The sequence below is a fragment of the Acinetobacter rudis genome, assembly GCF_000829675.1.
In the GTDB taxonomy this organism is placed as follows: domain Bacteria; phylum Pseudomonadota; class Gammaproteobacteria; order Pseudomonadales; family Moraxellaceae; genus Acinetobacter; species Acinetobacter rudis.
In genome coordinates this window covers 1-26,712 of record NZ_BBRX01000053.1, presented here as the reverse complement: position 1 = coordinate 26,712, position 26,712 = coordinate 1, and the positions used below count along the sequence as shown (strand labels likewise).

22 protein-coding genes, 1 tRNA gene and 1 pseudogene are annotated in these 26,712 nt (G+C 39.1%); 11 read left to right on the top strand and 13 right to left on the bottom strand.

Going from position 1 to position 26,712, the window contains the following annotated elements; genetic code table 11:
* Together Aru01_RS13420 and Aru01_RS13415 are read left to right on the top strand one after the other, a co-directional pair.
* A partial coding sequence (locus Aru01_RS13420; RefSeq protein WP_042111464.1) for a Glu/Leu/Phe/Val family dehydrogenase occupies positions 1 to 432 on the top strand: 432 nt, incomplete at its 5' end.
* A gap of 335 nt (positions 433 to 767) precedes the next feature.
* Positions 768 to 1,703: a LysR substrate-binding domain-containing protein gene (locus Aru01_RS13415; RefSeq protein WP_016655377.1), complete on the top strand. Its 936-nt coding sequence runs from the start codon at positions 768 to 770 to the stop codon at positions 1,701 to 1,703.
* Positions 1,704 to 1,754: 51 nt separating this feature from the next.
* On the opposite strand, the gene Aru01_RS13410 is transcribed toward Aru01_RS13415, so the two are convergent.
* The 8 genes from Aru01_RS13410 to dsdA all read right to left on the bottom strand — a co-directional run bounded on the left by Aru01_RS13410 (position 1,755) and on the right by dsdA (position 15,294).
* On the bottom strand, positions 1,755 to 4,715 hold the full coding sequence (locus Aru01_RS13410) for an FAD-binding and (Fe-S)-binding domain-containing protein (RefSeq protein ID WP_016655376.1): 2,961 nt from the start codon (positions 4,713 to 4,715) through the stop codon (positions 1,755 to 1,757).
* 97 nt (positions 4,716 to 4,812) lie between these two features.
* Complete coding sequence (gene amaA, locus Aru01_RS13405) at positions 4,813 to 6,096, bottom strand: L-pipecolate oxidase (protein ID WP_016655375.1); 1,284 nt, start codon at positions 6,094 to 6,096, stop codon at positions 4,813 to 4,815.
* A gap of 153 nt (positions 6,097 to 6,249) precedes the next feature.
* Positions 6,250 to 7,743, bottom strand: a complete 1,494-nt coding sequence (gene amaB, locus Aru01_RS13400; protein ID WP_016655374.1) for an L-piperidine-6-carboxylate dehydrogenase — start codon at positions 7,741 to 7,743, stop codon at positions 6,250 to 6,252.
* Between the two features lie 57 nt (positions 7,744 to 7,800).
* Entirely contained in the window at positions 7,801 to 9,180 is a 1,380-nt protein-coding gene (hglS, locus tag Aru01_RS13395) for a 2-oxoadipate dioxygenase/decarboxylase HglS (RefSeq protein ID WP_016655373.1), read from the bottom strand.
* On the bottom strand, positions 9,180 to 10,457 hold the full coding sequence (locus Aru01_RS13390) for a 2-aminoadipate transaminase (protein ID WP_016655372.1): 1,278 nt from the start codon (positions 10,455 to 10,457) through the stop codon (positions 9,180 to 9,182). Before Aru01_RS13390 ends, hglS begins: the two co-directional genes overlap by 1 nt.
* A gap of 612 nt (positions 10,458 to 11,069) precedes the next feature.
* Entirely contained in the window at positions 11,070 to 12,590 is a 1,521-nt protein-coding gene (locus Aru01_RS13385) for a M81 family metallopeptidase (protein WP_016655371.1), read from the bottom strand.
* A 36-nt stretch (positions 12,591 to 12,626) separates the two neighbouring features.
* Positions 12,627 to 13,928, bottom strand: a complete 1,302-nt coding sequence (locus Aru01_RS13380; RefSeq protein ID WP_016655370.1) for an MFS transporter — start codon at positions 13,926 to 13,928, stop codon at positions 12,627 to 12,629.
* Between the two features lie 34 nt (positions 13,929 to 13,962).
* The gene (gene dsdA / locus Aru01_RS13375) at positions 13,963 to 15,294 is read right to left on the bottom strand and encodes a D-serine ammonia-lyase (protein ID WP_016655369.1); all 1,332 of its coding nucleotides are present in this window, start codon (positions 15,292 to 15,294) and stop codon (positions 13,963 to 13,965) included.
* Between the two features lie 111 nt (positions 15,295 to 15,405).
* Between dsdA and Aru01_RS13370 the strand changes: the two genes are divergently transcribed.
* The gene (locus tag Aru01_RS13370; protein WP_016655368.1) at positions 15,406 to 16,341 is read left to right on the top strand and encodes a LysR substrate-binding domain-containing protein; all 936 of its coding nucleotides are present in this window, start codon (positions 15,406 to 15,408) and stop codon (positions 16,339 to 16,341) included.
* Positions 16,342 to 16,527: 186 nt separating this feature from the next.
* On the opposite strand, the gene Aru01_RS13365 is transcribed toward Aru01_RS13370, so the two are convergent.
* The 4 genes from Aru01_RS13365 to Aru01_RS13350 form a co-directional block, all read right to left on the bottom strand.
* Positions 16,528 to 17,094, bottom strand: coding sequence for a hypothetical protein (locus tag Aru01_RS13365; protein WP_016655367.1), 567 nt, complete (start codon positions 17,092 to 17,094; stop codon positions 16,528 to 16,530).
* A 359-nt stretch (positions 17,095 to 17,453) separates the two neighbouring features.
* Positions 17,454 to 18,140: a glutathione binding-like protein gene (locus Aru01_RS13360; RefSeq protein WP_016655366.1), complete on the bottom strand. Its 687-nt coding sequence runs from the start codon at positions 18,138 to 18,140 to the stop codon at positions 17,454 to 17,456.
* A gap of 374 nt (positions 18,141 to 18,514) precedes the next feature.
* The gene (locus Aru01_RS18700) at positions 18,515 to 18,766 is read right to left on the bottom strand and encodes a hypothetical protein (RefSeq protein ID WP_016655365.1); all 252 of its coding nucleotides are present in this window, start codon (positions 18,764 to 18,766) and stop codon (positions 18,515 to 18,517) included.
* A gap of 316 nt (positions 18,767 to 19,082) precedes the next feature.
* Positions 19,083 to 19,158: transfer RNA gene (locus Aru01_RS13350), tRNA-Arg, on the bottom strand.
* A 183-nt stretch (positions 19,159 to 19,341) separates the two neighbouring features.
* Between Aru01_RS13350 and Aru01_RS13345 the strand changes: the two genes are divergently transcribed.
* From Aru01_RS13345 to Aru01_RS13310, 8 genes are all read left to right on the top strand, one after another.
* Complete coding sequence (locus tag Aru01_RS13345) at positions 19,342 to 20,277, top strand: ABC transporter ATP-binding protein (protein ID WP_016655364.1); 936 nt, start codon at positions 19,342 to 19,344, stop codon at positions 20,275 to 20,277.
* On the top strand, positions 20,274 to 21,047 hold the full coding sequence (locus Aru01_RS13340; protein WP_016655363.1) for an ABC transporter permease: 774 nt from the start codon (positions 20,274 to 20,276) through the stop codon (positions 21,045 to 21,047). Before Aru01_RS13345 ends, Aru01_RS13340 begins: the two co-directional genes overlap by 4 nt.
* On the top strand, positions 21,044 to 21,859 hold the full coding sequence (gene queF, locus Aru01_RS13335) for an NADPH-dependent 7-cyano-7-deazaguanine reductase QueF (protein WP_016657066.1): 816 nt from the start codon (positions 21,044 to 21,046) through the stop codon (positions 21,857 to 21,859). The genes Aru01_RS13340 and queF overlap by 4 nt, the downstream gene beginning before the upstream one ends.
* A gap of 17 nt (positions 21,860 to 21,876) precedes the next feature.
* The gene (locus Aru01_RS13330) at positions 21,877 to 22,527 is read left to right on the top strand and encodes a hypothetical protein (RefSeq protein ID WP_016657067.1); all 651 of its coding nucleotides are present in this window, start codon (positions 21,877 to 21,879) and stop codon (positions 22,525 to 22,527) included.
* A 129-nt stretch (positions 22,528 to 22,656) separates the two neighbouring features.
* Positions 22,657 to 23,799 carry a rod shape-determining protein RodA gene (rodA, locus tag Aru01_RS13325; protein WP_016657068.1) on the top strand — a complete coding sequence of 381 codons (1,143 nt, stop codon included), beginning with the start codon at positions 22,657 to 22,659 and terminating at the stop codon, positions 23,797 to 23,799.
* A gap of 16 nt (positions 23,800 to 23,815) precedes the next feature.
* Positions 23,816 to 24,817 (top strand): lytic murein transglycosylase B, encoded by a 1,002-nt coding sequence (gene mltB, locus Aru01_RS13320; protein WP_016657069.1) that lies wholly within the window; start codon positions 23,816 to 23,818, stop codon positions 24,815 to 24,817.
* Positions 24,818 to 25,101: 284 nt separating this feature from the next.
* On the top strand, positions 25,102 to 25,713 hold the full coding sequence (locus Aru01_RS13315; protein ID WP_016657070.1) for a septal ring lytic transglycosylase RlpA family protein: 612 nt from the start codon (positions 25,102 to 25,104) through the stop codon (positions 25,711 to 25,713).
* A 187-nt stretch (positions 25,714 to 25,900) separates the two neighbouring features.
* The gene (locus Aru01_RS13310) at positions 25,901 to 26,359 is read left to right on the top strand and encodes an Mpo1 family 2-hydroxy fatty acid dioxygenase (protein WP_016657071.1); all 459 of its coding nucleotides are present in this window, start codon (positions 25,901 to 25,903) and stop codon (positions 26,357 to 26,359) included.
* A gap of 112 nt (positions 26,360 to 26,471) precedes the next feature.
* On the opposite strand, the pseudogene Aru01_RS18345 reads toward Aru01_RS13310, so the two are convergent.
* Positions 26,472 to 26,712 (bottom strand): annotated as a pseudogene (locus Aru01_RS18345) (hypothetical protein); the annotation flags it as partial.

Sequence of the window (26,712 nt, the reverse complement as noted above, 5' to 3'; positions counted from 1 at the left end):
GACGAAATTGAAGCCCCACAGTTTTGGCAAATATCCGCTGAAATTTTTATACCTGCTGCACTTGAAAATGTTATCACCGTCGACATCGCAGAAAAAATTCAAACTCAGTTAATTCTTGAAGGCTCCAACGGCCCTACTCTCGCTGAAGCAGATGACATTCTAGCAAAACGACAAATTACTTTAGTTCCTGATGTGATTTGCAATGCAGGAGGTGTCACCGTGAGTTATTTTGAATGGGTTCAAGATTTGGCAAGTTTCTTTTGGAGTGAAGATGAAATTAACCAGCGAATGGACCGAATTATGCGCCATGCCATCACTGCTGTGTGGGAAAAAGCGACAGCTAAAAATTGCTCCTTACGAACAGCTGCTTACATTGTTGCTTGCGAAAGAATTTTAATTGCGCGTAAAGAACGTGGTACCTATCCTGGTTAATTTCAGAGTGACCTCATAAAAGATTGCTCAATTTAGTTTTCCTTGATCAATTTTAATCTGCGTAAAAAACCAGCTCGGCTGTAATACAGCTTAGCTGGTTTTTTTAACAGCAAATAAATTTCAAACACATAAGATGATACATTTAGATAATGTCTTCAAAGCAACATCTATGTTAAAACTCTTAAGTTATGAAATTTAAAAAATGAAATCTTGCATCATTGAGAAAAGGGTTTTCCATGATGTTACTCCAAGATATTCATTGAACAAGATTAAAGTTAATTTTTGGCATACAGCATGCGTTACTTTTATGAATGCCATGTTTTAAAGGGATTGATATGCAAAAAATGACCGCTAGAACCTACCCTTCGACAACATCACTGCGTTGTTTTGAAGCCTCTGCCCGTTTTTTAAGCTTCACTAAGGCCGCACAAATACTGCATATGACTCAAAGTGCAGTCAGTAAACAAGTGGCACACTTAGAATGTAGTTTAAAAACTCAGTTATTTGAGCGTTGTTTACAAGGTTTACAGCTCACACCGAGCGGTGAACTTTTTTTCAAAGAAACTCAACAGATTTTAGGCCAAATTGAACAGTCTGTTTTAAATTTACTCTCACATGGTTCGGATGCAGAAACCCTAAAAATTTCGGTACACCCTACACTTTGCGCACGTTGGCTCATTCCAGCCTTAAAAGGATTTTGCAAACAATATCCAAATTTTCATCTTGATATTCAAGAACAACTTTGTTCATCTGATTTAGACAACAATATTACAGACATCGCCTTTTTATATGGCTCAGGTGTATGGCGAGATATGACCAGCATCGAACTCTTTTCAGAATATTGTGTTGCTGTCTGCAAACCAGATTTACTCGAACGGCCTCTCTCAAACTTGGATGAGTTTCAAGATTATGTATTAATTCAATCCCAATCTCGACCAAGAGCTTGGGAGGAATATTTTCAAATGCAAGAAACCATGACTGAACATCCGTTATTTGGCCCTCGGTTTGATACATTTTATGCCTGTATCCATGCAGCCATGTCTGGTTGCGGTATTGCATTGGTTCCAAAATTTTTAGTCAAAAAAGAATTACAAAGTGGTGAGCTGGTGGTTGCATGGCCTTATGAAATGCAAACGCAATACTCCTATTACATGACATTTTCAACCTCAATGACCAACACCAATAAAGTCAGTACTATGGTCGAGTGGATTAAAACATTTGTAAAAAACTCAATGGAAGAGCATCAAACACCAATTAAACTGTCTGCCTAATATTTTATTTACAACCAAAAGGCCATGTGTAACATCATGGCCTTTTGGTTATTATGAGATACTGCGATTTAAAACTTGTATTGGATGCAACAATTGCTTCTGATCTACTCGCTTTACCTGAGTTCTGCATGAGTAACCCGTAGCCAAGACTCGATCCTGATTAAGCTCTACGTGTTTCTGCCAAGACTGGCCATAGATTTGAACAGACAGTTCACGATGTTCTGCTTCATGCCCATAAGTTCCAGCCATTCCACAGCACCCCAATGACAAGGTCTCTAATGGCAAACCAAAGTGTGAAAATATAGTTTTCCATTGTTGTATCGAGATTGGCGTTTGAGTGCGTTCTGTACAGTGAGAAGCAAGAAAATATGGATCTTTTTGAGATACCTCTCTATTCAAAGGATAGATTTTTAAATATTGACTGATCCACTCTTGCAACATCAGAACCTCAAAACCACTTGCTTCACCCTGTGCTGTGGAAGATTGTTGATATTCCTGTCTAAATACCAAAGTCATTGCTGGGTCTATCCCCAATAATGCAACACCTGTTGCAGCCGCACGATTTAAAATCTCAATATTGCGCTGTTTAATCTGTTCAAATTGATTTAAAAAACCATGAACGTGTAAAGGTTTACCATTGGGCATAAAGGGTAAGATATAAGGTGTTACCCCGATTTTATTCAAAAAGGCGAGCGTCTCAAGCAAGACTGGTGTATCAAAATATCGGGTAAATGCATCTTGAACTATAATGACCCGTTTACTGAGCTCTGGATAAGTCCCATCAAAATACGTCTGCTCAAGTTGACTTAAATCAGGCTGTAATAATATTGCCCCATGTACTGCTAAATCGGCTTTCGCTTGTGGGTGAAATAAAGGTACATCAACAAGTTTAAATAGTTTGCGTTGTAAAAATACAATTGGAGCAAGTTTCTGTACAAAATTATAAATGCTCGACAATGGTGTTAACTTGGGGATAAGCATTTCTAATCGACTCATTAAATGGTCACGAATATGGCGCTTATTGCGCTGATAATAACGTTGTAAAAACTTTGCTTTTGAATCAGGAATATCCACTTTTACAGGGCATTGTCCTGAACAAGATTTACACGATAAACAACCCTGTAAAGCCTCATAAACTTGTCGATCAAACGCTTGATCTTGCTGCTGACTCTGCTCTCGAATTAACCATTCCTTAATTAAGGTAGCACGTCCTTTGGGTGAATGTATTCTGTCTCGTGTCACTTTATAAGAAGGACACATCGGGTCATTTAAGTCATAGTTAAAACATGCACCATTACCATTACAATGCACGGTACTGCCAAACGCTTGCCAGTCTGAAGGTGCAATTTGACGATCATGATCACCACGTAATGCAACTTCGGTCACTTCAATTAACTTGGCACTGGGCATCGTTGCTGGTGTCGCAATTTTTCCGGGATTAAGCTGGTTATGTGGATCAAATAACGCTTTCACCTTTTGAATAAGCGGATAAGACTCTCCAAAAAATACTGGCGCATAGGCTGAACGTAGCCCTTTGCCATGCTCTCCCCACAGCACACCATGATATCGATGAGTGAGTTCAACCACTTGATCAGTGATTTTTTTCATCAGTGCTAAAGCACGAGGGTCTTTCATATCCATCAAGGGACGAACATGTAGTACACCAGCATCAACATGTCCGAACATGCCATAGTCCAAATGCTCTCGATCCAACAAGGCCCTAAACTCTGCAATATAATCGGCTAAATACTCAGGTGGTACAGCTGTATCTTCAACAAATGGCTGAGGACGTTTCTCTCCCTGTACATTTCCCAATAAACCTACCGCACGTTTACGCATGGCATAAATATGGTTGATCTCTGATCCACCCAATGCAGTCGTAATAGTGAGGCGCTCCACTGTCAGATCTCGTTGAATATGATCTAAAAATTCAGTTTTTAACTGCATTAATTGCGGTTCATCGTCTGCATCAATCTCAATCAAGTTAATTCCTTCAATGGATTGAGACTGTTCAGATTCAGGAAAATAAGCTGCTACATTTTGCCACACGATATCCTTTTTCGCTAAATTAAGAACTTTAGAATCCACCGTTTCAATGGATAAAGGTTGTAACTCCATCAAGGCCTTGGCATCGAGTAGTGCATCGTGAAAACTGGCATAACCAATATTAATCAACATACGATGCTGAGGGATGTTGAGTAAATTCAATTGCGCTTCAGCAATAATCCCGAGTGTACCCTCACTACCGCACAGCAGATGATTGAGATTAAATTCTTCATCATCTAAAACATGTGGCAAATCATAACCCGTTAATGAACGATTTAATTCTGGAAAGCTTTGTTGAATGATCGATTGATTATCTGCTGTAAGCTGATAAACACAATTATAAATATCTTGTTGTAAGGCAGACTTATGATTAATCTCGCTTTGCCAGTTGATTCGTTTTAATGCCCGAGTTTCTAAGATTTCTCCAGTTAAAATAACCGTTTTTAAACCTAAAACATGGTGATGGGTTTTTCCATAACGACAACTCCCCTGACCACTTGCATCGGTATTAATCATGCCACCAATGGTTGCGCGGTTTGAAGTCGAAAGCTCAGGAGCAAAAAACAATCCATAAGGCTTTAAAGCTGCATTGAGTTGATCTTTGACCACACCAGCTTGCACAATTGCAGTTTGTGCAACAGGATCTATCATTAAAATTTGATTCATATGTCGAGATAAATCGACCACAATTCCACTACTTAATGACTGACCATTTGTTCCTGTTCCACCACCACGTGCAGTGATAATCACCTCTTGATATTTATCTAATTTTAATAATCTGAAAACCAGTTGAATATCCTTAATATCTTTAGGATAAATCACAGCTTGTGGCTTTAATTGATAAATAGAATTATCGGTAGAGTAGACGTGTCGAACTGCTTCGGTTGAATCAATATCCCCCACAAAATCAGCAGCTAACTGATTTAAAAATTGCTGAGTTATCGATGGAAAATGATGATTCTTCATGAAATAAAGCAGTCCATGCTAAAAAATTGAGACAAAAATCCTTGTACATCGCATTGTATGCACAAGAAATTTTAGCGTTGATCCGTAGAGAGAAAATTTATTGAATAATCCGCAAGCACTGTCCTGCGTGATACAGCGCAATACCTGTGTCATAAAATAACGATCGAGCATTACGGCATGACAAAGTGTTTGCTTCGATTGTGGTAAAGGGTAATGGCAACTGCTCACGATCATCATTATGTAAATAATCTGCAAAGGCTTTGCCCATCATCGTCCCTGTAGTAATTCCACGACCGTTGTAGGCAGTTGCAGCAACAATACCTGGTGCAGGTTCAAAAATACGCATAATGTGATCTTGAGTAAAACCAAACTTACCTGTCCATTGAAATTGCCAATTCAATTGACCCAGTTCTGGAAAATACTTTTTCTGCATCAAATTAGCCCAAGACTGATATAAACCAGCTTTACCCTGATAAGCACCTACAGTACCTAAAAGCAGACGACCCTCTTTATCACGGCGAATACTCGAAAGTGCCAAACGTGTATCCCACGAACCATTTTTATGCGGTAAAATTTTATCAGCCGCTTCACCTGTTAAAGGTTCAGATGCAATTTGATAGTATTGAACAAAGTAAATGGTTTTAAGAATGTCGTGCCATTCACCTTCGGTATAGGCATTGGTCGCAATCACGACTTTATCAGCTGTAACATGGTGCTGAGTAGTTTGTACACACCACTGATTATCTTGCTTGACGACACCCGATACCGAAGAGTCTTCGAATATTTTTACACCCAACTGTATGGCGGCTTTTGCCAGACCTGTCACATAAGCATAAGGGTTAACCGTCCCTGCCCGCTTGTCGAGCAGTGCTTTATTGATGGTCGTCGTTCCACAATATTCATGACACCTACTTCCAGTTAAAACCTCAACATCCGCACCACGGCGACTCAGCTGTTGATAACGAATATCTACATCTGCTTCGCCCTCACGGTTATGTCCCATGTGCAGATTACCCGTTCGAGTTTCTTGAGCATTGATGCCAAAGCGATCAATCGTATCAAAAACCAATTTTGGCGCTTCACCTAATATCGAAGTAAGTTTCTCACCTGCTTTTTCACCCATAAACACATTGAGTTCGTCAGGTTGTGCCCAAGTTCCAGCATTGACTAGCCCCACATTTCGACCCGATCCACCTGAGCCAACGTGATGCGCTTCAAGTATCGCTACGCTATAACCTTTTTCCGCTAAATGGATGGCTGTTGAAAGTCCAGTAAATCCCGCACCAATCACACATACATCAACCTGAATATCATGGTGTATTTTAGGAAATTTTGGACATTCATCAACGAGAACAGACCATAAAACTTGATCTTTAACCATAGCTTATCTTCCCTTAGCATAAAATCTTATCAGTAGCGGTTACAGTTAATCTAAAGACTGTTCTTACTTTAAATGACTGCATTTATTGTTTGAGTTTTCCGCTACTGAATCCATTGTTAAACGTGCATGAGCGTTCCATGCACGGACTGAGCTCTATCCGAAATTGATCCCTTGAGCTAATGGTAATTCACGTGAATAATTGACTGTATTGGTTTGACGACGCATATAATTCTTCCAAGCATCTGAACCAGATTCTCGGCCACCACCTGTTTCTTTTTCACCCCCGAATGCACCACCAATTTCAGCACCACTGGTACCAATATTAACGTTTGCAATACCACAGTCACTGCCAACATCGCTTAAGAATTTTTCTGCTTCACGAATGTCGTTGGAGAACACACAAGATGAAAGACCTTGAGGAACGTCATTTTGCATTTCGATTGCCTCATCGAAATCTTCATAAGTCATGACATATAAGATAGGGGCAAAAGTTTCAGTCTTCACCACCTCGTTTTGCTCATCCATCTCCACCAAAGCAGGCTTAACGTAATATGCATTTGGATACTTGTCTTCAAGCACACGTTGTCCCCCAAATACCTGAGCACCAGCTTGTTTTGCGCGAGTAAGCATTTCTTGCATCTGGTTGAAGATGACTTGATCAATTAACGGTCCAACCAAATGACCTTCAAGTGGACTACCAATACTTACCGTGTCATAGGCTTTTTTGAGTTTTTCAACAACTTCATTTTTAATTGATTTATGCACGATTAAACGGCGTAGTGTTGTACAACGCTGACCTGCTGTACCTACAGCTGAGAACAAAATACCTCGAATGGCTAATTCTAAGTCTGCACTTGGTGCAAGAATCATTGCATTGTTACCACCGAGCTCAAGAATAGATTTCCCAAAGCGTTCAGCGACTTTCGGTCCTACAATTTTGCCCATGCGTGTGCTGCCTGTTGCACTGACTAATGCAATACGTTCATCTGTAACTAATAAGTTACCAATCGCAGCATCACCTAATAGCAGTTGAGAGATATTGGCTGGTGCATCCTGACCAAAAATAGCCAAAGCTTTTTCAAACAGTGCCTGACAAGCTAGGGCTGTTAATGGGGTTTTCTCAGAAGGTTTCCAAATCACTGCATTACCACACACTAGCGCCAATGCCGTATTCCATGCCCATACAGCAACAGGAAAGTTAAATGCAGAAATTACCCCCACAATCCCCAGCGGATGCCAAGTTTCACGCATATGATGCCCAGGTCGTTCTGAAGCAATTGTCAAACCATATAACTGGCGTGAAAGTCCTAAAGCAAAGTCACAGATATCAATCATTTCCTGTACTTCACCTAAACCTTCTTGGCTAATTTTTCCTGCTTCCCAAGACACTAAAGCGCCTAACTCTTCTTTGTACTCACGTAAAACCTGACCAAAAATACGCACCAATTCACCACGACGAGGAGCTGGAATTTTACGCCACTGTTTAAATGCGTGTTGGGCTTGCTGAATCTGCTGTTCAGTTTCTTCGGCGGTATGTACGACAACTTGACCAATCACACTACCATCAATCGGTGTACGCACTTCCAAACTGCCATTTTGATACTTTGCCGCATCCACGCCAATTTTGTTTAAAATTTCTTGAATCATGATTCTTTCCTTGACTTAAAATGAATAAAATAATTTGTTGCTCAATTGATTGACGTTTTAGTTCGAGAGCTGGGCAAGCGCTTGCTGTAATGAGTCTTGCTGAATCGCTTCATAAAGTGCAATTTCATCGACGACTTTACGTCCCAAACTTTGTTCAAAAATGTCCAAATTTGAAATTGTGGCATAGTCCGTTTGACTACTTTCACCTAAGTTCGACTGAAATATTCCTGCAGCGGATACTGGTAAAAAATCTTCATAAACGATAGGTTCAAAGCGTAATGAACCTTGCTCAATCAATGTCTCGATCGTTGCTTCATCATCTGACTGAACCACACCAGAACAATGTGAGTTCAGTGGAAAATAATAAAAATATGCAAGTTTCTGCTGTCTTAACTGCGCATAGCTATCAGGAAAATCTTCGAAATTTTTAGCTAATAATTCCATATATTGCTGAGCATTATGTTCTGTAGGTGCACCACCCAATTGCTGACGTGTTTTACCTAACAGTTCATCATAAAGCTGACGTCCCTTGGGTGTAAGCGCCACACCACGCTGCTCGATTTCACCAAAACGTGCTGTATGCGTACCTAGTTCTTGGCCTTGATTGGCTGCAAATGCCACCTTTTCTTCTAAAGCTTTAAAACTGGTTTGACGCAGTAAAATTGGACATTTACGTCGTGGTGGCCCTTCAATCACTGCTTTAGGGCTCATCCCCTGTTCCATCATGCCAGATTGAATCTGATCGATATCCAAAGTGCGCGGTGTTAAGTGATTAATATGTGGACCTTTAAATGCAACAACATCAGCGATTAGACGATGCTGCTCATGTAAAGAGTCATACAATGCTTTGGTCATGGGTGCTTGAGTATGCCAACGAAAGGTTTCTAAAACCTCATGGACAAACTGATCAGCATCAACAGCAGATAACCCCTCTTGCTGTTCAAACTTTTTAGTTAATGCTAAAGCTTGTTCAGTAAAAATCTGGCGTTTCGCCAAAGTCTGCTCGGCCAATTGACGCAATTTTTCATCTTTGATCAGTTCTAAACGCAGTAATGATGTAAATATACGAAATGGGCTTTGATTTAAATCTTGTGCTTTCACTGCACGAAATGCTGTCGCATGTACAGGAACCCCAGCAGGAACCAAATCATAATAACCTACTGGCTCCATCCCCATGACTGCAAAAATTCTCGCCATATTGTGTAATTCATCTGCTGTTCCTAAACGAATTGCACCATGACGCTCCAATGAAAGACGGCTAAATTCACCTGTCATTTTCAATTGATCTTGCAATTGAATGTCTTTGCTTAGCGCTGTTTGATTTACATCCTTCACCAATTCAAGTAAATCACCATAAAGCGGTACTTCATTTTTATACATTTCAGACATCAAAGCTGAAAATTTGGATCTAATCTCATTTGAACTGATTAAAGTCATTAAGCGCTTTCCTTAAAATATGATGCTTCCCGTGTCTCGGCTAATACCGTCTCTAAAATGTTTAGCCCTTCTTCTAATACTTCAGCTGTAATGGTCAACGGTGGCAATAAACGAATAATGTTTTTATGCTTCCCACTTGGCATCAACAACAGGCCTTGTTCACGTGCACGTTTAAGTATTTTCGCCATCACCGCTGTGCCGGGACCTTGTTCTTCATGGTTGACTTCAATGCCACGCATTGCGCCAACACCCGTTAACTTGCCTAACCACGGCGTGAGCCCTTGTGCGTTCCATTGTTGATAACGCAATTCAATTTGCTCAATATAATGTGCTGTACTTTGTTTAACCTCTTGTGACTGAAGCACTTCTAAAGTCGCCAAACCGGCTGCACAAGCAATCGGATTACCTGAATAAGTCCCACCTAGTGCACCTTTTACGGGTTTATCCATTAGTGCTTTTTTGGCAATAACAGCACCCAAAGGCATACCACCTGCAATACTTTTCGCAACAAGTAACAGATCAGGTTCAATTCCCAAGAGTGGAAATGCAAAAGCTTGTCCTGTACGGCCAAATCCAGACTGAATCTCATCAGCAATCATCAAAATGCCATGCTGATCGCAGAATTTTCTTAAATATTTTGCAAAATCAGCATCTAATAATTGAAAACCACCTTCACCTAACACAGGCTCAAAAATAATCGCCGCAATATTTTTAACATCGACTTCGACTTGAAAAAGACGTTCCAAAGCAGCTTGAGCCACTTCACTTGAAATACCGTTGTCTCGGCTAGGATAAGGCACATGAAAAACAGGACCAGGTAGTGGCCCTAAACCATCCTTATATGGCGCAGTTTTACCATTTAAACTTACGGTTGCTAAAGTGCGTCCATGAAATCCACCATCAAAAGCAATTACACCAGTTCTGCCAGTATTTATTCTTGCGACTTTAAGTGCATTTTCTGTAGCTTCAGCACCACTGTTCGTAAACATACCTGCAAGCGGTTGATTCATTGGAATAAACTCAGTGAGCTCATTCATAAACGTGATATATGGCTGATGACGAGCAGCATTAAAAGCATAATGTGTTAATAATCCTGCTTGTTTTTGAATTGCTTCGACGATTTTAGGATGACAATGGCCTAAATTAAGAACACCGATGCCCCCAACAAAATCTATATAACGTTTTTGATTTTCATCCCAAACTTCAGCATTCTTTCCATGGCTTAAAGTGATTGGATGAATCAGACCCAGCGCCTCTGAAATTCCTTGGTTATCCACTCAGATTCTCTTATATTTTCCAGTTAATGAAATCAATTTAAGAGTTGGCTCAAAATGTCTCAAGCGAATAAAAGTGTTTGTGCTATTCCTTTTTTTCTTAGTGATATTTTTTATTTTTGATATTAAAAATCATATAAATAGACTGACCTATTTTTAAAAATTAAATATTTTAAAGGCACACTGCCCGAACCTTGCGCACTTGTGAGCATAAACCATGCATAAGTCCTGCAAACCATTCATACCTGTCAGTTAAAAGACTCTTGTTCAATACAACTACAGTGCAACAGAAAATTAATTATTTTATTTATGTAAATTATTACAAATCAATTTGTTGTAGTAATTTTTTGCACAGCGTTTATAGTTCATCTTTACTTTAGAGAAAATGAAAGCACTGCATTGTAAAAGTCATCATGTAAGCAAAAAAATATTACTCAAGCACGAAATGAAACGAACTTGTAAATGAAAGCCCTCCTCTTTAATAAAGAAGGGCTAAGAGAGATTTATTTTTAAAGCGAAGTCATCGCGAGTGTAAGCGGCATTCTTAGCATCCACATTCAGATGCTATTTACACCATCAAAGTGTCCCTGACTGATCTTCACCCTTTGCAATGACTCAAGGATAAACCTCATCAAGATCGCTCACAGCATCTTTAGGCCATACAGCACGTTTTAAATGTCGTCGTGGAAAGCTTAAGATATCGGCAGAGCTTAAACCAACAGCATTAGCAGTGATGATTTTTGCGGCAAGATGATTATAACGCGCACGAAAATGATTAGCGCCTTTTAAAGCCACAATGTCATATTGCAAAATATCGATTCCATGCATGAAGAAAGGAATTTCGTCATAAACCTGCTCAGCACGACAAGCAACAATCACATCTACCCCAGCAATGATCAGACGACACATAGGTCCTAGATCAAAATGTACACCCGCAAACATAGCACCATCACAATTGACAAAATGACCATCAGTAATCGATTTTACATAAGCCTGACAAACGATTGGTGCTCCTTGCATTGGCCCCAATTTTCCGCCTAATTGAATATCAATTTGTTGTCCTACTCCTGCCTTCATTGCCTGTTGAACTACAGCAGCATCATTGATCATTCCAAAACAAATTCGTTTATGTCGATTAGGCGCATTCAAAATTGCTGAAAGCAGATAAGTACCGTCTCCTGGCGTACCACCCCCAGGATTATCTGAATATTCATTGATGACAATAGGTTTAGATAAATCTTGCTGTTCAAGGGCGATCTGAATCGCATCGTGGGGAGTAAAGAATTGTGGTAAAAATCTTTCACGCTGCGACCAGATCAAAGTGGCAATTTCTTCGGCGATTTGCTCAGCCAATGCACAATCATTGTTTGTTGTACAAATAACCGTAGGACAAGGTGCTTCTATATCAGCATAAGGAAAACCATGAAACCAAGAGCAATCAATAATGGTAGGATAATCTTGGAGTAAACGCTGACAGTGCGCATTAATTTCAGCCGGAATAAAACCTTGATCAGTTGTCACGATATAAGGCAGGATCGGTAGATAGCGTACAGCACTGACAGGTTGAATCTGCTGTTGCCGCATCAAAACAACCAGATCTACTGCCTCCACCGCTCTATCCGCAAAATCAATATGTGGATAGAGCTTACAGGGTAAGCTGATATCTGCATTGGCAAACATTTCGGGGGTACAGTTTGCATGTAGATCGTAAACTACCGCTATCGGAATCTCTGGACCAAGCAAGCTACGCAGTGAAGCTAATAAATCACCTTCAATATCTTCAAAACCATCAGCTACACCTGCGCCATGCAATGCCAACAACATTGCATCAATCGGCAAACTGGCTTTAACTCCATTTAAAATTTTCGCTTTCATCTCCAGATAAGCAGATTGTGCAATCGTACCTGAAGGTGTTGCTTGGCCGAGATAGATGGGGTGTAAATCAACTAAATGTTGTTTTGCCCCTTGAATGAAGCCACCGATTTGATGATTTGTACCAGTAAATGCATCAATAATTTCTTGACCTTGATATTGCTCAAATGCACTCAGTGTAGTTTGTCCAAAACTCGCCTCAGCATAGGTATTGGTTTCATGAATAATACCTGCCATAGCAAAACGATATTGAGCTGTTTGCATCACTAAAATCCTTTTAAAGTTAATGTTAAATTTGTCTTACACGTTGACTTTCTTCGGATCAAAACTCAGCGCGAGTAGTGCACTACACACTAAACTGGCTGCAATAATATAAATGGCGTATTCTGGACTGTGAAATGTATCAGTAATAAAACCAATTAAATATGGACTGACAAAACCACCTAGATTAGCCAATGAGTTGATCACACCAATCGCTGCAGCAGCGGTAATCCCACCTAAAAATGCCGTTGGAATTGTCCACATAATCGGAGAAAAACTGATAATCCCTGCTGCGGCAATCGACAGTGCAATCACGACCATCGTTAAATTTTTACCAAACCAAACACTGAGCAATAACCCTATTGCCCCCATTAGCAACACGATAGCTAAGTGCCAACGTCGCTCTACACGTAGATCTGAACTACGCCCCACTAGAATCATACTCACAATCGCGACAGTATAAGGAATGGCACATAAAAGCCCGATCATTAAACTGCCCTCTGCTCCTGCATCACGAATGAGCGTTGGCAAATAAAAACCGAGTGTATATAGACCAGCCATAGCGGGGAATGTCATACATATGATTTTCCAAACACGTTTGTCTGCTAAAATTTTTAAAAATGGCAAGTGTTCTTTATTATGATTATCTTGTTGAATTTCTTTAAGAATCAGTTCACGTTGTGCCGTACTTAACCATTTGGCATCTTGAACATTATTATTGAGTAAACACAGTGCAATAATCGCTAATGGAATCGTAGGAATCGCCTCTAATACAAACATCCACTGCCAACCATGATGCCCATTCACCTGATCAAAAGTTGCCATTAACCAGCCAGATAATGGGCTCCCAATAATCCCAGCGACAGGAATACCCGCCTGAAATAATGCAGTGACTTTACCGCGGCGTCGGTTTGGAAACCAATACGTTAAAAATAAAATCACTCCAGGGTAAAAACCAGCTTCTGCAATCCCTAAAAAGAAGCGCAATACATAAAATTGCCATGGCTGTGTCACAAAAATCATTAGCGCTGAAATAATGCCCCATGTCACCATAATCCTTGCAATCCACACTTTAGGGCCAATTTTATGCATGATGATATTGCTAGGCACTTCAAAGAGAAAATAACCAATAAAAAATAATCCAGCACCTAGACCATAAATTTCCTCACTAAACTGTAAATCAGACAACATATTGAGTTTCGCAATCCCAATATTAATACGGTCTAGATAGGCCACTACATAGCAAATCATTAAAAAGGGAATAAAACGTAATGCAACCTTTTTATAGGTTGCATCCACCCATTGAGTATGGGACAAATCAGATTGTTGTTTCATCATCATGCTTCTTCCTTAAAGCGATATTCGGTCAATTGGCCTAATGACTGTGTTGACTGAGATAAATATCTTGGCCAAGTTTTTGGAATTTTTGCATTTCTTGTTGTGGTACTAAGCAGCCACCCGTACTCCAAATCACATGGGTCGCCTTTTGAATATCAACCTGCTGAGCTGCAAGATAGGCTTTAGCCTCTGCACTATTGATCCAGACAGGGCCCTGCAAAGCAGCCGCCGCGGATGGCTCAACTTCAATATTTTCAAACTGTTTTAACTGATATAAGTTGTCATATAACTGCGGATCTTCCACAGTAAACACACCAGAGAGTTGGGCACGCATGAAAGGACTGACTAAGCTAGAAGCTAAGCCGACAGCAAGTCCATCTGCTTCGGTTTTATTATCTAACCCAATGTCATAGACCGATACAGGCTGATCTGTATCTGCTGCCAATTGCACCAACATACAAGGTGAGGCAACAGGTTCAGCAAAGAAACAATGCACCGCATCCCCAAAAATAGCTTTTAAGCCATAACAAATGCCACCAGGTGCGCCGCCAACACCGCTGGGGATATAAATCATGAGCGGGTGTTCACGATCAATAACCCGCTGTTGTTGCTTCAGCTGTGTTGCTAGATATTCTGCACATGCGGCATAGCCTAAAAATAACAACGCTGATTGTTCATCATCGACAAAATGGCATTTAGGATTCCTCTTTGCTTCAGCACGTCCACCCGCAACGGCTGCTGCATAATCACCCCGATGCTCAATCACCTCTACCCCACGATCACGTAAGCGCTGCTTTTTCCACTGCTTGGCTTCCACCGACATGTGTACAACGGCTTTGAAACCTAAAGCTGCAGCCATAATGCCAATACTAAGGCCTAAATTACCTGTGCTTCCCACACTAATGGTGTATTCAGAGAACAATATCTTAGCCTGTGGAGACGCTAAACGAATGAGATCCTGATCTGCTGCCATCAACTGATGTTCAATTGCAATTTTCTCAGAGATAGCAATAACTTCATGAAAACCACCACGAGCTTTAATTGAGCCTGCAATGGCTAGCTCATGGTCCGCTTTTAAATAAATGGCCTGAGTAGACAGTTCTAGCTGTGGAAAAAGCTTCTGCTCTGCTTGGTTTAAAGGCAATAGTGCCGACTCAATCATGCCCTGATGTTCGATCAATTCGGGGAAGAGATGACATAAAAGTGCTTGGCTGCGTTGTAGGCGTTCCTGTGCAACTTGAATCGCTGTTGCTGTGAGTTCAGTAGGAGGAAGCTCCCCCCCTAAATTAGGATTGAACCAGAGCATTGCTGTTTTTTGTTGTAATTGCTCAATTAAATCTGGAGCAAGCATTGCTGAGTTCTCAGACATATACAGATCATCCTTAAATCATAAATTGATAAGTTAGATCCGATAATAATTTAGGCAAAAGGCTATAAAAAATGATATTTTCTAAGGAACCCATTAGTAAAACTAATACATATGCGTTTAGAACATATCAATTTTGAAGCTTTAAAAACCTTTGAAGTGGCCGCTCAAACCTTAAGTTTTACCCAAGCAGCGCAGCAGCTTAATATTACGCAAAGTGCTGTGAGTCAGCAGATTCGACTGCTCGAACAACGACTAGAGTTTCCATTATTTCTTAGGCAAAATCGTAGCTTACAACTAACTGAACGTGGTCAAATCTTATTTGAAAGTGTCAGCCGTTCCTTTTCAGATATCAATCAAACGCTTAAGCGTCTACAAAGTAGACATAATGAACTACATATCAATTGCCTGCCCTCATTAGCATTACAATGGCTTATGCCACGTCTAAGTGATTTTCATCTGTCTCAGCCCAGTATTGTGGTTAAGCTCAAAGCCGAGTTTCAAAATTTAGACAGTCAGCTCATGCAAAATCAACAAATTGATTTAGGCATACGATTTGATCCCAATGAGGTCTCTGATGATTTCTCGGAGGTTTTATTAGATGAGTACCTAATTGCAGTGGCGACACCAACCTACTTAGCAAAACACCCTGATTTTGCTCAAGGAAAAAGTTTAGCTGGAATTACTTTACTCCATGACGCAATGCCGTGGATCGGTGCACCTGCTTATATTGAATGGCAAACATGGTTAAAACAGATTAAACCTGAATGGTTAATACAATTAGATGGTATTGAGTTTAATCTATCTAGCCTAGCAATTAGTGCTGCTTTAAATCATCAAGGTGTAGCAATGGGACGTAGTGCTCTCATTTATGATGAATTGGTTAGTGGGCGTTTAATCAATGTTTTTGGAACAGCGGTTCCCTCAACAGCCAGCTATAAACTGTTATATCCAAGCGGCAACAATCCCGATGTAGAAATATTTACCCAATGGTTAAAACAACAAGCAAAAGTTTTTAAAAAGCAGCGTAAAATTAATTTAATGAATTAAGTAAAAAATAACAGATGGGATTATTTAAATTTTTGCTGATTCTATTTTGGTAAATTGCCGATACCCTTTTTCATTTTGAATAAAACGGACATTTCTATTTTGGGATGACAAAAACATTTCGTATTACGCCCATTATCTTAAATGTAATACTTTACATACAGTATGCCTACTCTATGGAATAAGCTTCTAAAAGGCATTGTGCTGTAATTTCATCAAGTTTTTTTCAATCTCATTCCAATTATCAAGATATTCTTGAAATTGCTCATTCATGTAATTTGAACGTAGTGCCACCTGCATATAGTAGCCATCAACAACTAAAGCTATAAAATTTTGGTTACTCTCAATGATGGCATAGCCTCCGTTTTGCATTTGCAAGAAAGAACGTGAAGCATAGTCTAAATACCTAGTTTCGATTGGAGTTTTGGCAATCATTGCTGGAGAATATGCTGCAAAAATATTTTTATTTTTCACATTGTTTATAGGAAGCCAATAAAGATAACTATCTGCATTATTCAATGTTTGACATAGCAACTGATATAGGCTTTGACTATATTTTTCATTGTAATGATCTAAATAATCTAATAAATTTACTTTGTTATTATTAGCAATTATAGAAGTATTAATATAGTTATGATGATTAACCCATAAATTAAATATCTTAGAAATATCAGTATATTCCTTATTATTTAATTTTCCATAATAGGGTTTTAATGGATCACTACCCTCAATCCAAGGTTCGGTTTTTATATTCATAGAACACTCTCTAGTATATTTATAGATTCGTTTAAACGTAAAGAGGAACTTAAATTAACATAATACACTTTATGCCAAATACACTTAATAATATTTTCAGAAACAAGCACTCAATTCTAATTAAAAGCCCTATTATTTGTAAAGATATTAGATCTCTTTCATAAATCAAAAAACAACCAACTCATTGGCCATTTTTAATTGGAATATTTTATCTGGAATAGAGATTATGCATTCGATGAAAAAGGTTAATTTGATTTTATGTGATCAAGTGTGTCTGTAGGATTACTATATCAATTGATTAGTTAAGACAAGGAGTTCACAAAATTTCATCAACCGTAACTGCTTAATGTGACAGAACCCTACTTACTCCAATACTTTCTAAATTGTTCTTTAGACCAATTTCCTTTTAACATGGCTTGACTAAATTTTTTTCGTACTTGGATTTGATTTAAATATTTTTCTATAAATGGATGTTGAACTGTATTGATTGAAGAAAGAGCTGCATCAAGTGGAAACCACATAAGAATATCAGCAATAGTAAAGGTGTTACCACACATCCACATATTGTCTTTCAGGTGGGAGTCGATATATTTAAGTTGTTGATCAAAAGCTTTGTTTAAATAGATTTTATTGAATAATACTTTGAATAAGAATGGTACAGGTTTAAATAGCAAAGGAGTAGTGACCACTATTTGCTTGAATACTTGCCTTAAAACAAGCAATTGCATTAAGTTTGCATCTGCATAGTTCTTCCAAAAACAAAAATTAGCAAGATCAACATCATTTGGTGTTGCTAAATATAAAATCTGAAACTTTCTAGATAAAAACTCACATATTGCACTTGTTTCTGTCATGTAAAATGAGTCACATTCATATTGAATATGAATGGTTGGGAACTTTAAAGGCATAATGTCTGTAGGTAAATTTTGTTTGTGCTTATCTATATCAGAAGCATTTATTACATCGTAATCACAACCAATTTCTTCGAGTAACCATAAAATTCTTTGAGATCTAGAATTTTGAAGATGAAATAACGTGATTTTCATGATTATTAAACTCTGAAGATAGTTCTATGACATTAAAAGATTATAAAAGTAACACAATACACTAAATTATTTTCGTTAAATCAATTAATTACTGTCTAAATAAAAGCCTTAATTTTTTATCAAGGCTTTTACTCCGCAAAATCTACTCAGGCCATCCAACAATCAATCGCCCGACATCAATTGTTTGTCCATCAGCTGTTTCTAACATCGTTCGATATTCAGTAATACAGGCTTTGAGTATGTCTGAGCTGGTGCTGATGTACTTAATGATGATCTAACAGGGAGCTGTGGACATACGACTTTTGGCTGTATCGAGTTGCTTTGACAGGCGAAAAGCTGTGGACTGAGCACGAATAGCATCAGCTATGAATTGTTTAATTTTGCTCTGCTTTTAACAATTGTTCATACCATTGTTTTTCTTTGGTTTCAGCTTCGACTTTAGCCTTTTCGGTTAAGGCTTGTGAAATGGCCAGTTCTGTTTTGTGCTTGGTTTTAGCCTTAATCAGCTCGCCACCTAAATGATTGGTATAAGCTAACTGCCCCAAGCAGATAAAAGAAAGAACCGCTATTGCGATCCAGTATTTGTATTTCCTGATAACATATAAGTTCGTAGAGTACTTATACATTTATCACGCCGATCTAGCTACCTTTTCGACAGCCACCAACAATTATTAGAACTTACTGAGCAATCTTTCTTTGCCACAAACTTCTACTTCAATAATGATTAACATGCCTGAACGTTGACCTGCTTTTAAGTTACTAAGCATTGAAGATGATTGCCAATTACTGTTCTAGCCATATTTAGTAGTAAATTTTAGAATTTATTTGATGTACTGCTGTAAATATACCTATAAAAATGGATTATAACGGTGCGGTATAGGACAAATTTATATAATAGAAAGATAGGTAATACAGTAATAATGAGATGAGATAATAGATAAGTGGTGCGCTCAGCGGGACTCGAACCCACGCCACAGGCTTCGGAGACCTGTACTCTATCCAGTTGAGCTATGAGCGCAAAAAGTAGTGCACATCATATCAAAAAAAAGCTCTAGGTAAAGTGATTATCCAAATACATTGCTTTTGCTGTCTATACTTTATACAACGTCCCAAATATGCAACTGTATATTACTTACAGAATACTTGGTTTATTGCAGTAGATCACTCACAATAGTCTCTCATTAAACGAAGTGGGTGGTTTATGACTGCAGCATTGACATTAAAGGACTTATCTAAAACCTATAAAAATGGTTTTCAGGCACTCAAAGGCATTAACTTGACTGTGCCTGAGGGTGAATTTTATGCCCTACTTGGCCCCAATGGTGCAGGCAAGTCAACGACAATCGGTATTATTAGTTCTTTGACACGAAAAACTGCTGGCTCAGTCAATATCTTTGGCCATGATCTTGATCAACAACCGTCTCATGCCAAGCAATGTCTTGGCGTTGTACCACAAGAATTCAACTTTGGTCATTTTGAGAAAACCTTAGATATCTTGGTTACTCAAGCAGGTTATTACGGTATTCCCAAAGCACTTGCACAGCAACGTGCTGAACATTATCTGGAAAAACTCGGACTCTGGGACAAACGTGACGTGCAAGCACGTATGCTTTCTGGCGGTATGAAACGCCGACTGATGATTGCACGTGCCATGATGAACGAACCCAAATTGCTTATCTTGGATGAGCCGACAGCAGGTGTAGATATCGAGCTTCGCCGTTCAATGTGGGATTTTCTTATTGAAATGAATGAGAAAGGTACATCAATTATCTTAACTACCCACTATTTAGAAGAAGCAGAAATGCTTTGTCGTAAAATTGCGATCATCGATCGTGGCGTAATTAAAGAAGATACCACGATGAAATCATTCTTGGGTCAGCTCAATGAGGAATCATTTATTTTTGACCTAGAACAAGCAATTGAACCATTTAAAATAGATATTGTTGGACTCAAATTTGAATTACTTGATCCTATGACATTACAAGTCACGATGGATAAAGCCCATACCTTGAATGATCTCTTTCTCCTTTTTCAAGCACAAAATATTCAAGTACGGAGTATGCGCAACAAATCCAACCGACTTGAAGAGCTATTTGTAAAAATGGTTGAAAAAAATCTAGATGGAGCACAGGCATGAATTTCAACCAACTCAAAGTTGCCCTATTTACTTTAGTGCATAAAGAAATTCGTCGCTTTATGCGCATTTGGCCTCAGACCTTATTACCCCCTGCGATCACCATGAGCCTTTATTTTGTCATTTTTGGCAACTTAGTTGGTTCACGCATCGGACAAATGAGCGGCTTTAGTTATATGCAGTTCATTGTGCCTGGTTTGATTATGATGGCAGTAATCACAAACAGTTATGCCAACGTATCTTCAAGTTTTTTTAGTGCGAAATTCCAAAAAAGCATCGAAGAACTGATTATGAGTCCAGTACCTTTATACCTAGTCCTGTGGGGCTATGTGATTGGTGGTGTTACACGCGGTATTTTGGTTGGAGCTATTGTCACTGCGATGAGCTTGTTCTTTACTGAACTTGCCATACATAATGTCTTTGTCACGGTATATACCATTATTATCACCTCATTGTTATTTTCATTAGGTGGTTTTATTAATGCTGTCTATGCAAAATCGTTTGATGATATTTCAATCATTCCAACCTTTGTATTGACCCCGCTCACTTACTTGGGTGGTGTATTCTACTCGATCAGCGCACTAAGCCCTTTTTGGCAAAATCTATCGCTGATCAACCCAATCGTCTATATGGTAAATGCTTTTCGATATGGCATCTTGGGTCATAGTGATGTCAATGTCAGTCTTTCGCTCATTGTCATCACATTCTGTTGTGCCATTTTATATGGTATTGCTTATTACTTACTTGCACATAGTTCAGGAATGCGTGAATGACCGTAGAACTCTCTTTATTAGGTAAAGACACCGTTTATCCAACTGAATATCAACCTGACATTCTTTTTCCTATCGCACGTGATACAGCACGTGAACAATATAAAGATGTCGCTGGAATTTATCAGGGTCAAGATTGGTGGCATATTTTTGAAGTATCTTGGTTAAACCAACATGCTGTACCACAAGTTGCAATTGCGCGAATGAGTTTACCAGCCTCATCACCCTACTTGATCGAGTCAAAATCTCTCAAGCTTTATTTTAATGGGCTCAACTTTACTCGTTTTAATAGTCAAGCTGATTTTATCGCGACTGTGGAACAAGATTTATCACGTGCAGCAGAAGCCCAAGTCACCATCACTCTTTTTCAGGTTGACGATCTAGCCATCTCACAGCCACAAGGCCTGTGTCTAGATCAATTGCAGCCCTCTGGATTTTCTATACACCCAGATGCAAGTCTACTCAAGTTTGATGAAGAAGACGCTTCAAATAAAGAGATTCAGCTGTATTCACATTTACTTAGAAGTAACTGCCCTGTCACTGGTCAACCAGACTGGGGCACTATTTTTATTCGGTATAAAGGTAAAAAACCTTGTTATCAAAGTATCTTGGCTTATATTATCTCTTATCGCCAACATAATGGCTTTCATGAGCAATGTGTAGAGCAAGTTTTTGCAGACATCTGGAAAAACTTAGCACCAAGCCAACTTATGGTGTATGCAACCTACACAAGACGTGGTGGTTTAGACATTAATCCTTGTCGTGTATCTGATCTCTCATGGATGCCAACCCCTATACGTCTAGCACGTCAATAAGATATTAAGGAAAATACATGTCTTTTTTTGGTTTTAGTCCATCTGAAAATTTAATCAATAATATTCATTATGGTATACAGAAAAAAAATTCATCTGAACCGCTTTATCCAACGCGTGATGAAACAGCATTGTTAATCAATGACGAGATTATTAATGCAATTTTGATTGAAGTTATTCACCGCTTTCCTGTAAGTGACAAAAGGGAAACAGCCGAAAAACTTGCTGGTTTTATTCAATCTACTGTTGCTGTATTACTGAAGCAGTTATTAAGCAAGTCGCCGAACGAAGTGGTACGCCAATCAATTGAGTTTTCAGAATCAAGTCTATTTAAAGACCCTGAACAAAATGTACGTGTGGGTTTGGCACTTGATCCTCAGCTTGCTGGTGCATTGAAAAATCAATTCGCTGAAATATTATTAGGTAATGATGTAAACCGTACTGCATTGTCTGAATTGTATAAACAATTCGCTGATGCCACGATTCGCCATTTTATGACAGATTTCAATAAAACCCTTGATCTCGGTATGATCAAGCGTAAAGCAGCTGATCTTGCAACTTCAGCAGTCACTAAAGCTGTACATATAGCAGTAGATCGCTTGATTCCTCATTTAAGTAAAGAGGAACTTCACGCTTTAGCTGAATACCACGACACATTGTTCTACGTCTAATTTTTGATTTTTGATCAGCAAGACCGAGCAATCGCTCGGTTTTTTTAATTCAATTTGAGTCTACAGATTGTCTTCAAGGTGGTTTGTGATAGCATGCGTAAAACAAATGTATAACTCACAAATCAGCTCATGTCACCAAGTTCCCAGTATAAGTTTTTACGCCAGGCTCCACGTGATGGCTTAAGTACATCGATGCAGCCTACACGCTGGCAACGATTACATATTGACCCATGGCTATGTCTGTTTCTCATTCTCAATGCGGCACTAGGACTAACTGTCCTTTATAGTGCTTCAGCACAAGATACCATGCTGGTAACTCGTCAAGCCATTAGCTTTGCGATTGGATTTACCGTGATGATTGCCATGGCGCAAATCCCACCTAAAGTCTACCAAGCTTTTGCCCCCTACTTTTATGCTTTTGGGGTGCTGTGCTTACTCGCAGTCATGCTCATTGGTGAGGTTCGTATGGGCGCGCGGCGTTGGATTGATATTCCTGGTTTTGGTAGTGTGCAACCCAGTGAGTTTATGAAAATTGGTATGCCACTAATGATCGCATGGTTTTTAGCGCTCAGGCCCTTACCTCCCAGCTTAAAAAATGTAGCAATCTCACTCCTTTTGATTGGCATACCTTTTGTTATGATCGCCAAACAACCCGATCTAGGTACCTCATTATTAATTCTCGCCAGTGGGATGTTTGTCTTATTTCTCAGCGGATTATCTTGGAAAATGATTGGTGCTGCACTGGCGGGTTTAGGCTTGATTATCCCCCCTGCGTGGATGTTCCTTTTACATGATTATCAGCGACAACGCGTACTCACCCTACTCAATCCTGAAGCGGATGCATTAGGGACTGGCTGGAATATTATTCAATCCAAAACAGCAATTGGTTCTGGGGGATGGAGTGGTAAAGGCTTTCTAGATGGCACACAAGCACATCTACACTTTTTACCTGAAGGCCATACTGACTTTGTAATCGCAGCTTATTCAGAAGAGTTTGGGTTGATTGGAATCATTATACTGATTACATTATACTTTTGCATGATCGTTAGAACCTTTCAAATTAGTCTACAAAGCTTTCACAATTTTGGACGCCTCGTTGCTGGCGCCTTTGGTTTATCCTTTTTTGTTTATGTCTTCGTCAATGCGGGGATGGTCAGCGGCATTTTACCTGTCGTAGGTGTCCCATTACCCTTTATGAGTTATGGCGGAACAGCAATCATTACATTAATGGCAACCTTTGGAATCGTCATGTCCATTCATACACATCGTTAATCTGGAATATTAATATATGTTTAATCAAGAGTTATGGAAAAAAATTCGTAATATAGGTTTGTGTAGTGCTGCGCTTTCTTTCACCAGTTTTTGCCAAGCCAATGACTTTTCGCAGCATCCAGACTATGAAGCATTTAAACAAAAAACGATGCAAACCTATGGGTTGACAGCGATACAAGTTGACCAAGCAATGAATGGGTCAAAAAACTTACCCAACATTATTAATATTATGAATCGACCAGGCGAAAGTAAACCTTGGTACGACTATAAGGCCATGTTTCTGACCGAAGGTACAATCCGTAAAGGTGTTAATTTTAAAAATCAGTATGCAGATACTCTACGTCGTGCTGAACAAGAATATGGCGTCCCACAAGCTGTCATTTTAGGCATTTTAGGTGTGGAAACAGGCTTTGGATCCAACAAAGGTGGCTTTATTACACGTGATGCGCTGGCAACTCTAGGCTTTGGTTTCCCACGCCGTGCTGAATACTTCAAAGATGAGCTAGCAGCATTAATTGCTTGGACGTATAAAGATGGCAGTCCAACAAATTCAGTCGTTGGATCATATGCTGGTGCGATTGGTTATCCTCAATTTATGCCAAGTAATATTACTAAATTTGGTGTGGATTACGATGGTAATGGTCATATTGACCTGCGTAATTCAGCAGTAGATGCGATTGGTTCTATTGCAAACTACATGGTTCAACATGGTTGGCAAAAAAATCAACCTATCGGTTTTCAAGCACGCTACAGTGGTAGCCAACCAGACGAAGTGATTGCCAAAGATTTAAAACAACCCACACCTTATGGCGCACTACGCAAATTAGGTGTAACTCCAATTAACTCAATGGTTAAAGTTGATGACCTAGATATGGTCAATGTCATTCAATTACAAGAGAAATTTGGTCCAGTATATTATATTACTTATCCAAATTACCAAGTGATTACTGAATACAACCGCAGCCGTTTATATGCAACTGCGGTATGGTTATTAGGCACAGAAATCGCCAATAGATAATTTTTAAAATTCAAGTTTCATAAAATGTCAAGATTTTTTATTATGGAATCAATCAAATTTTGGCATTTTAAAAGAACTTGTTACAATTTAGATTATTTTTTAACCAATATTGCACTTTTTTTGTATTTTTTAGTCAGGTTTTTTAAATAATGCTAGACAGCTTAACGGTAGCATGAATATTATCTCCTACCGTTAAATGTAGTCGCACCATTAAATTTACAGACCTGTCGTTTAAATTTTCAGTTGTTTTGAAGGTTTTTCCTGGGGTTCCAAGGAGTTAAAAGATGCATACATCGCTGAAATATGCGCTTGCATTGGCCACTAGTATTGGTCTTACACAAGCAAATGCTGAGATGGTTCAATCATCTTATCTAAATAATACCGCTGATACTTCAAGTTTAGCTTCACGTGTTGTGAGCAAAGATGCAGCTGGCTTCAACTCACACTTCTCAAACCTTAACAGTTTGGCAATTACTGAAACTTCAGGCGATCAAATCCGTCGCCAAACTATTGCAGCTAAAATTGCAATTCCTGCTGACGAACCTTCAGTCATTGATAAATTGAACAACGTTGCCTCTAATACTGTTCGTAAGTTCAGTCAAACGGGTGTAGCATCTTGGTATGGTCGTCAGTTCCATGGTCGTAAAACGGCTAGTGGTGATACTTTCGATATGAACCAATTAACAGCTGCTCACCGTAGCCTTCCTCTTAACTGCTATATTCGCGTAACCAACAAAGAAAATGGTAAAAGCGTTGTTGTTAAGGTAAATGATCGTGGCCCATTCCATGGTAATCGTGTTGTCGATTTATCTTATGGTGCAGCTAAACGTTTAGGCATTACTAACTCTGGTACAGCAAAAGTCAATATTGAACGTGTTGATGGCCCTAATTCCTAACTCGGTCAGCTACGTTTAACGTTAAAAAGCCACATTGAGTGGCTTTTTTCATTTTATTTGCAGTCAGGCTAAACATGTGAGTCAGCTTTTAAGATTCCCAAAAAAATAAAAAGACATTAAGATAAAATCTATAGGATATTTTTAAAATCGATTTTAACAAAACAAGATGAAAACCATGGAGTACAAGATGAAGTCCATTAGTGAGTGGTTTGAAGAGTACAGTGATAGTCATCAAAATCAAACCAATAAAATGATCCATTGGGTCTGCGTTCCTACGATCTTATTTTCAATCATTGGCATACTTGCTCAATGGAGTGCCACAATAACTGCTTTGATTTTGGTGCTCATTTTAGTTTTTTATGCACGACTTGACATCGTACTTGCAATTGCCATGTCCATTTTACTGGTGCTCATGGCTTGGCTGATCCTAATCCTGCCCTTTAACAGTGGTTTCTATATCGCTTTATTTGTAGTTGCGTGGATTGGGCAATTTTATGGCCATAAAGTTGAAGGTAAAAAACCATCGTTCTTTAAAGACCTTCAATTTTTACTTATAGGCCCACTTTGGTGTATGGATGCATATCTTGCTAAGCTTTGGCCAAAACAGTGGAAATCGCGCCAACTCACCCCAATTAACCACAATTAGCCGTAAAACAATCTTTACTTCGCTTTAAACAGCTTTATTCGCTTGTTTTAGCCACATAAAAAAAGAGCAAGTATCAACCTTGCTCTTTTAACTTAAACCCCTAGAATCGCACTTAACGCCACTGCTGATCAATTGCAGTAATCAAACGATCATTGAGTTGCTGCTGCTCTACTTGCCAAAGCTTTACATCTGCTTCAGACGGTTCACTTTGACCATCTCCTGCACTCAACATACGTTTTAAGAGACTCTTATAACGATATGCAGAAACATCGCCTGTAATATCCGCGCCAATTAAACGCCCCGCACAGGCATCAATCAGATCCAGCAAATTCTGTTCAACAAAATTGCCTTGG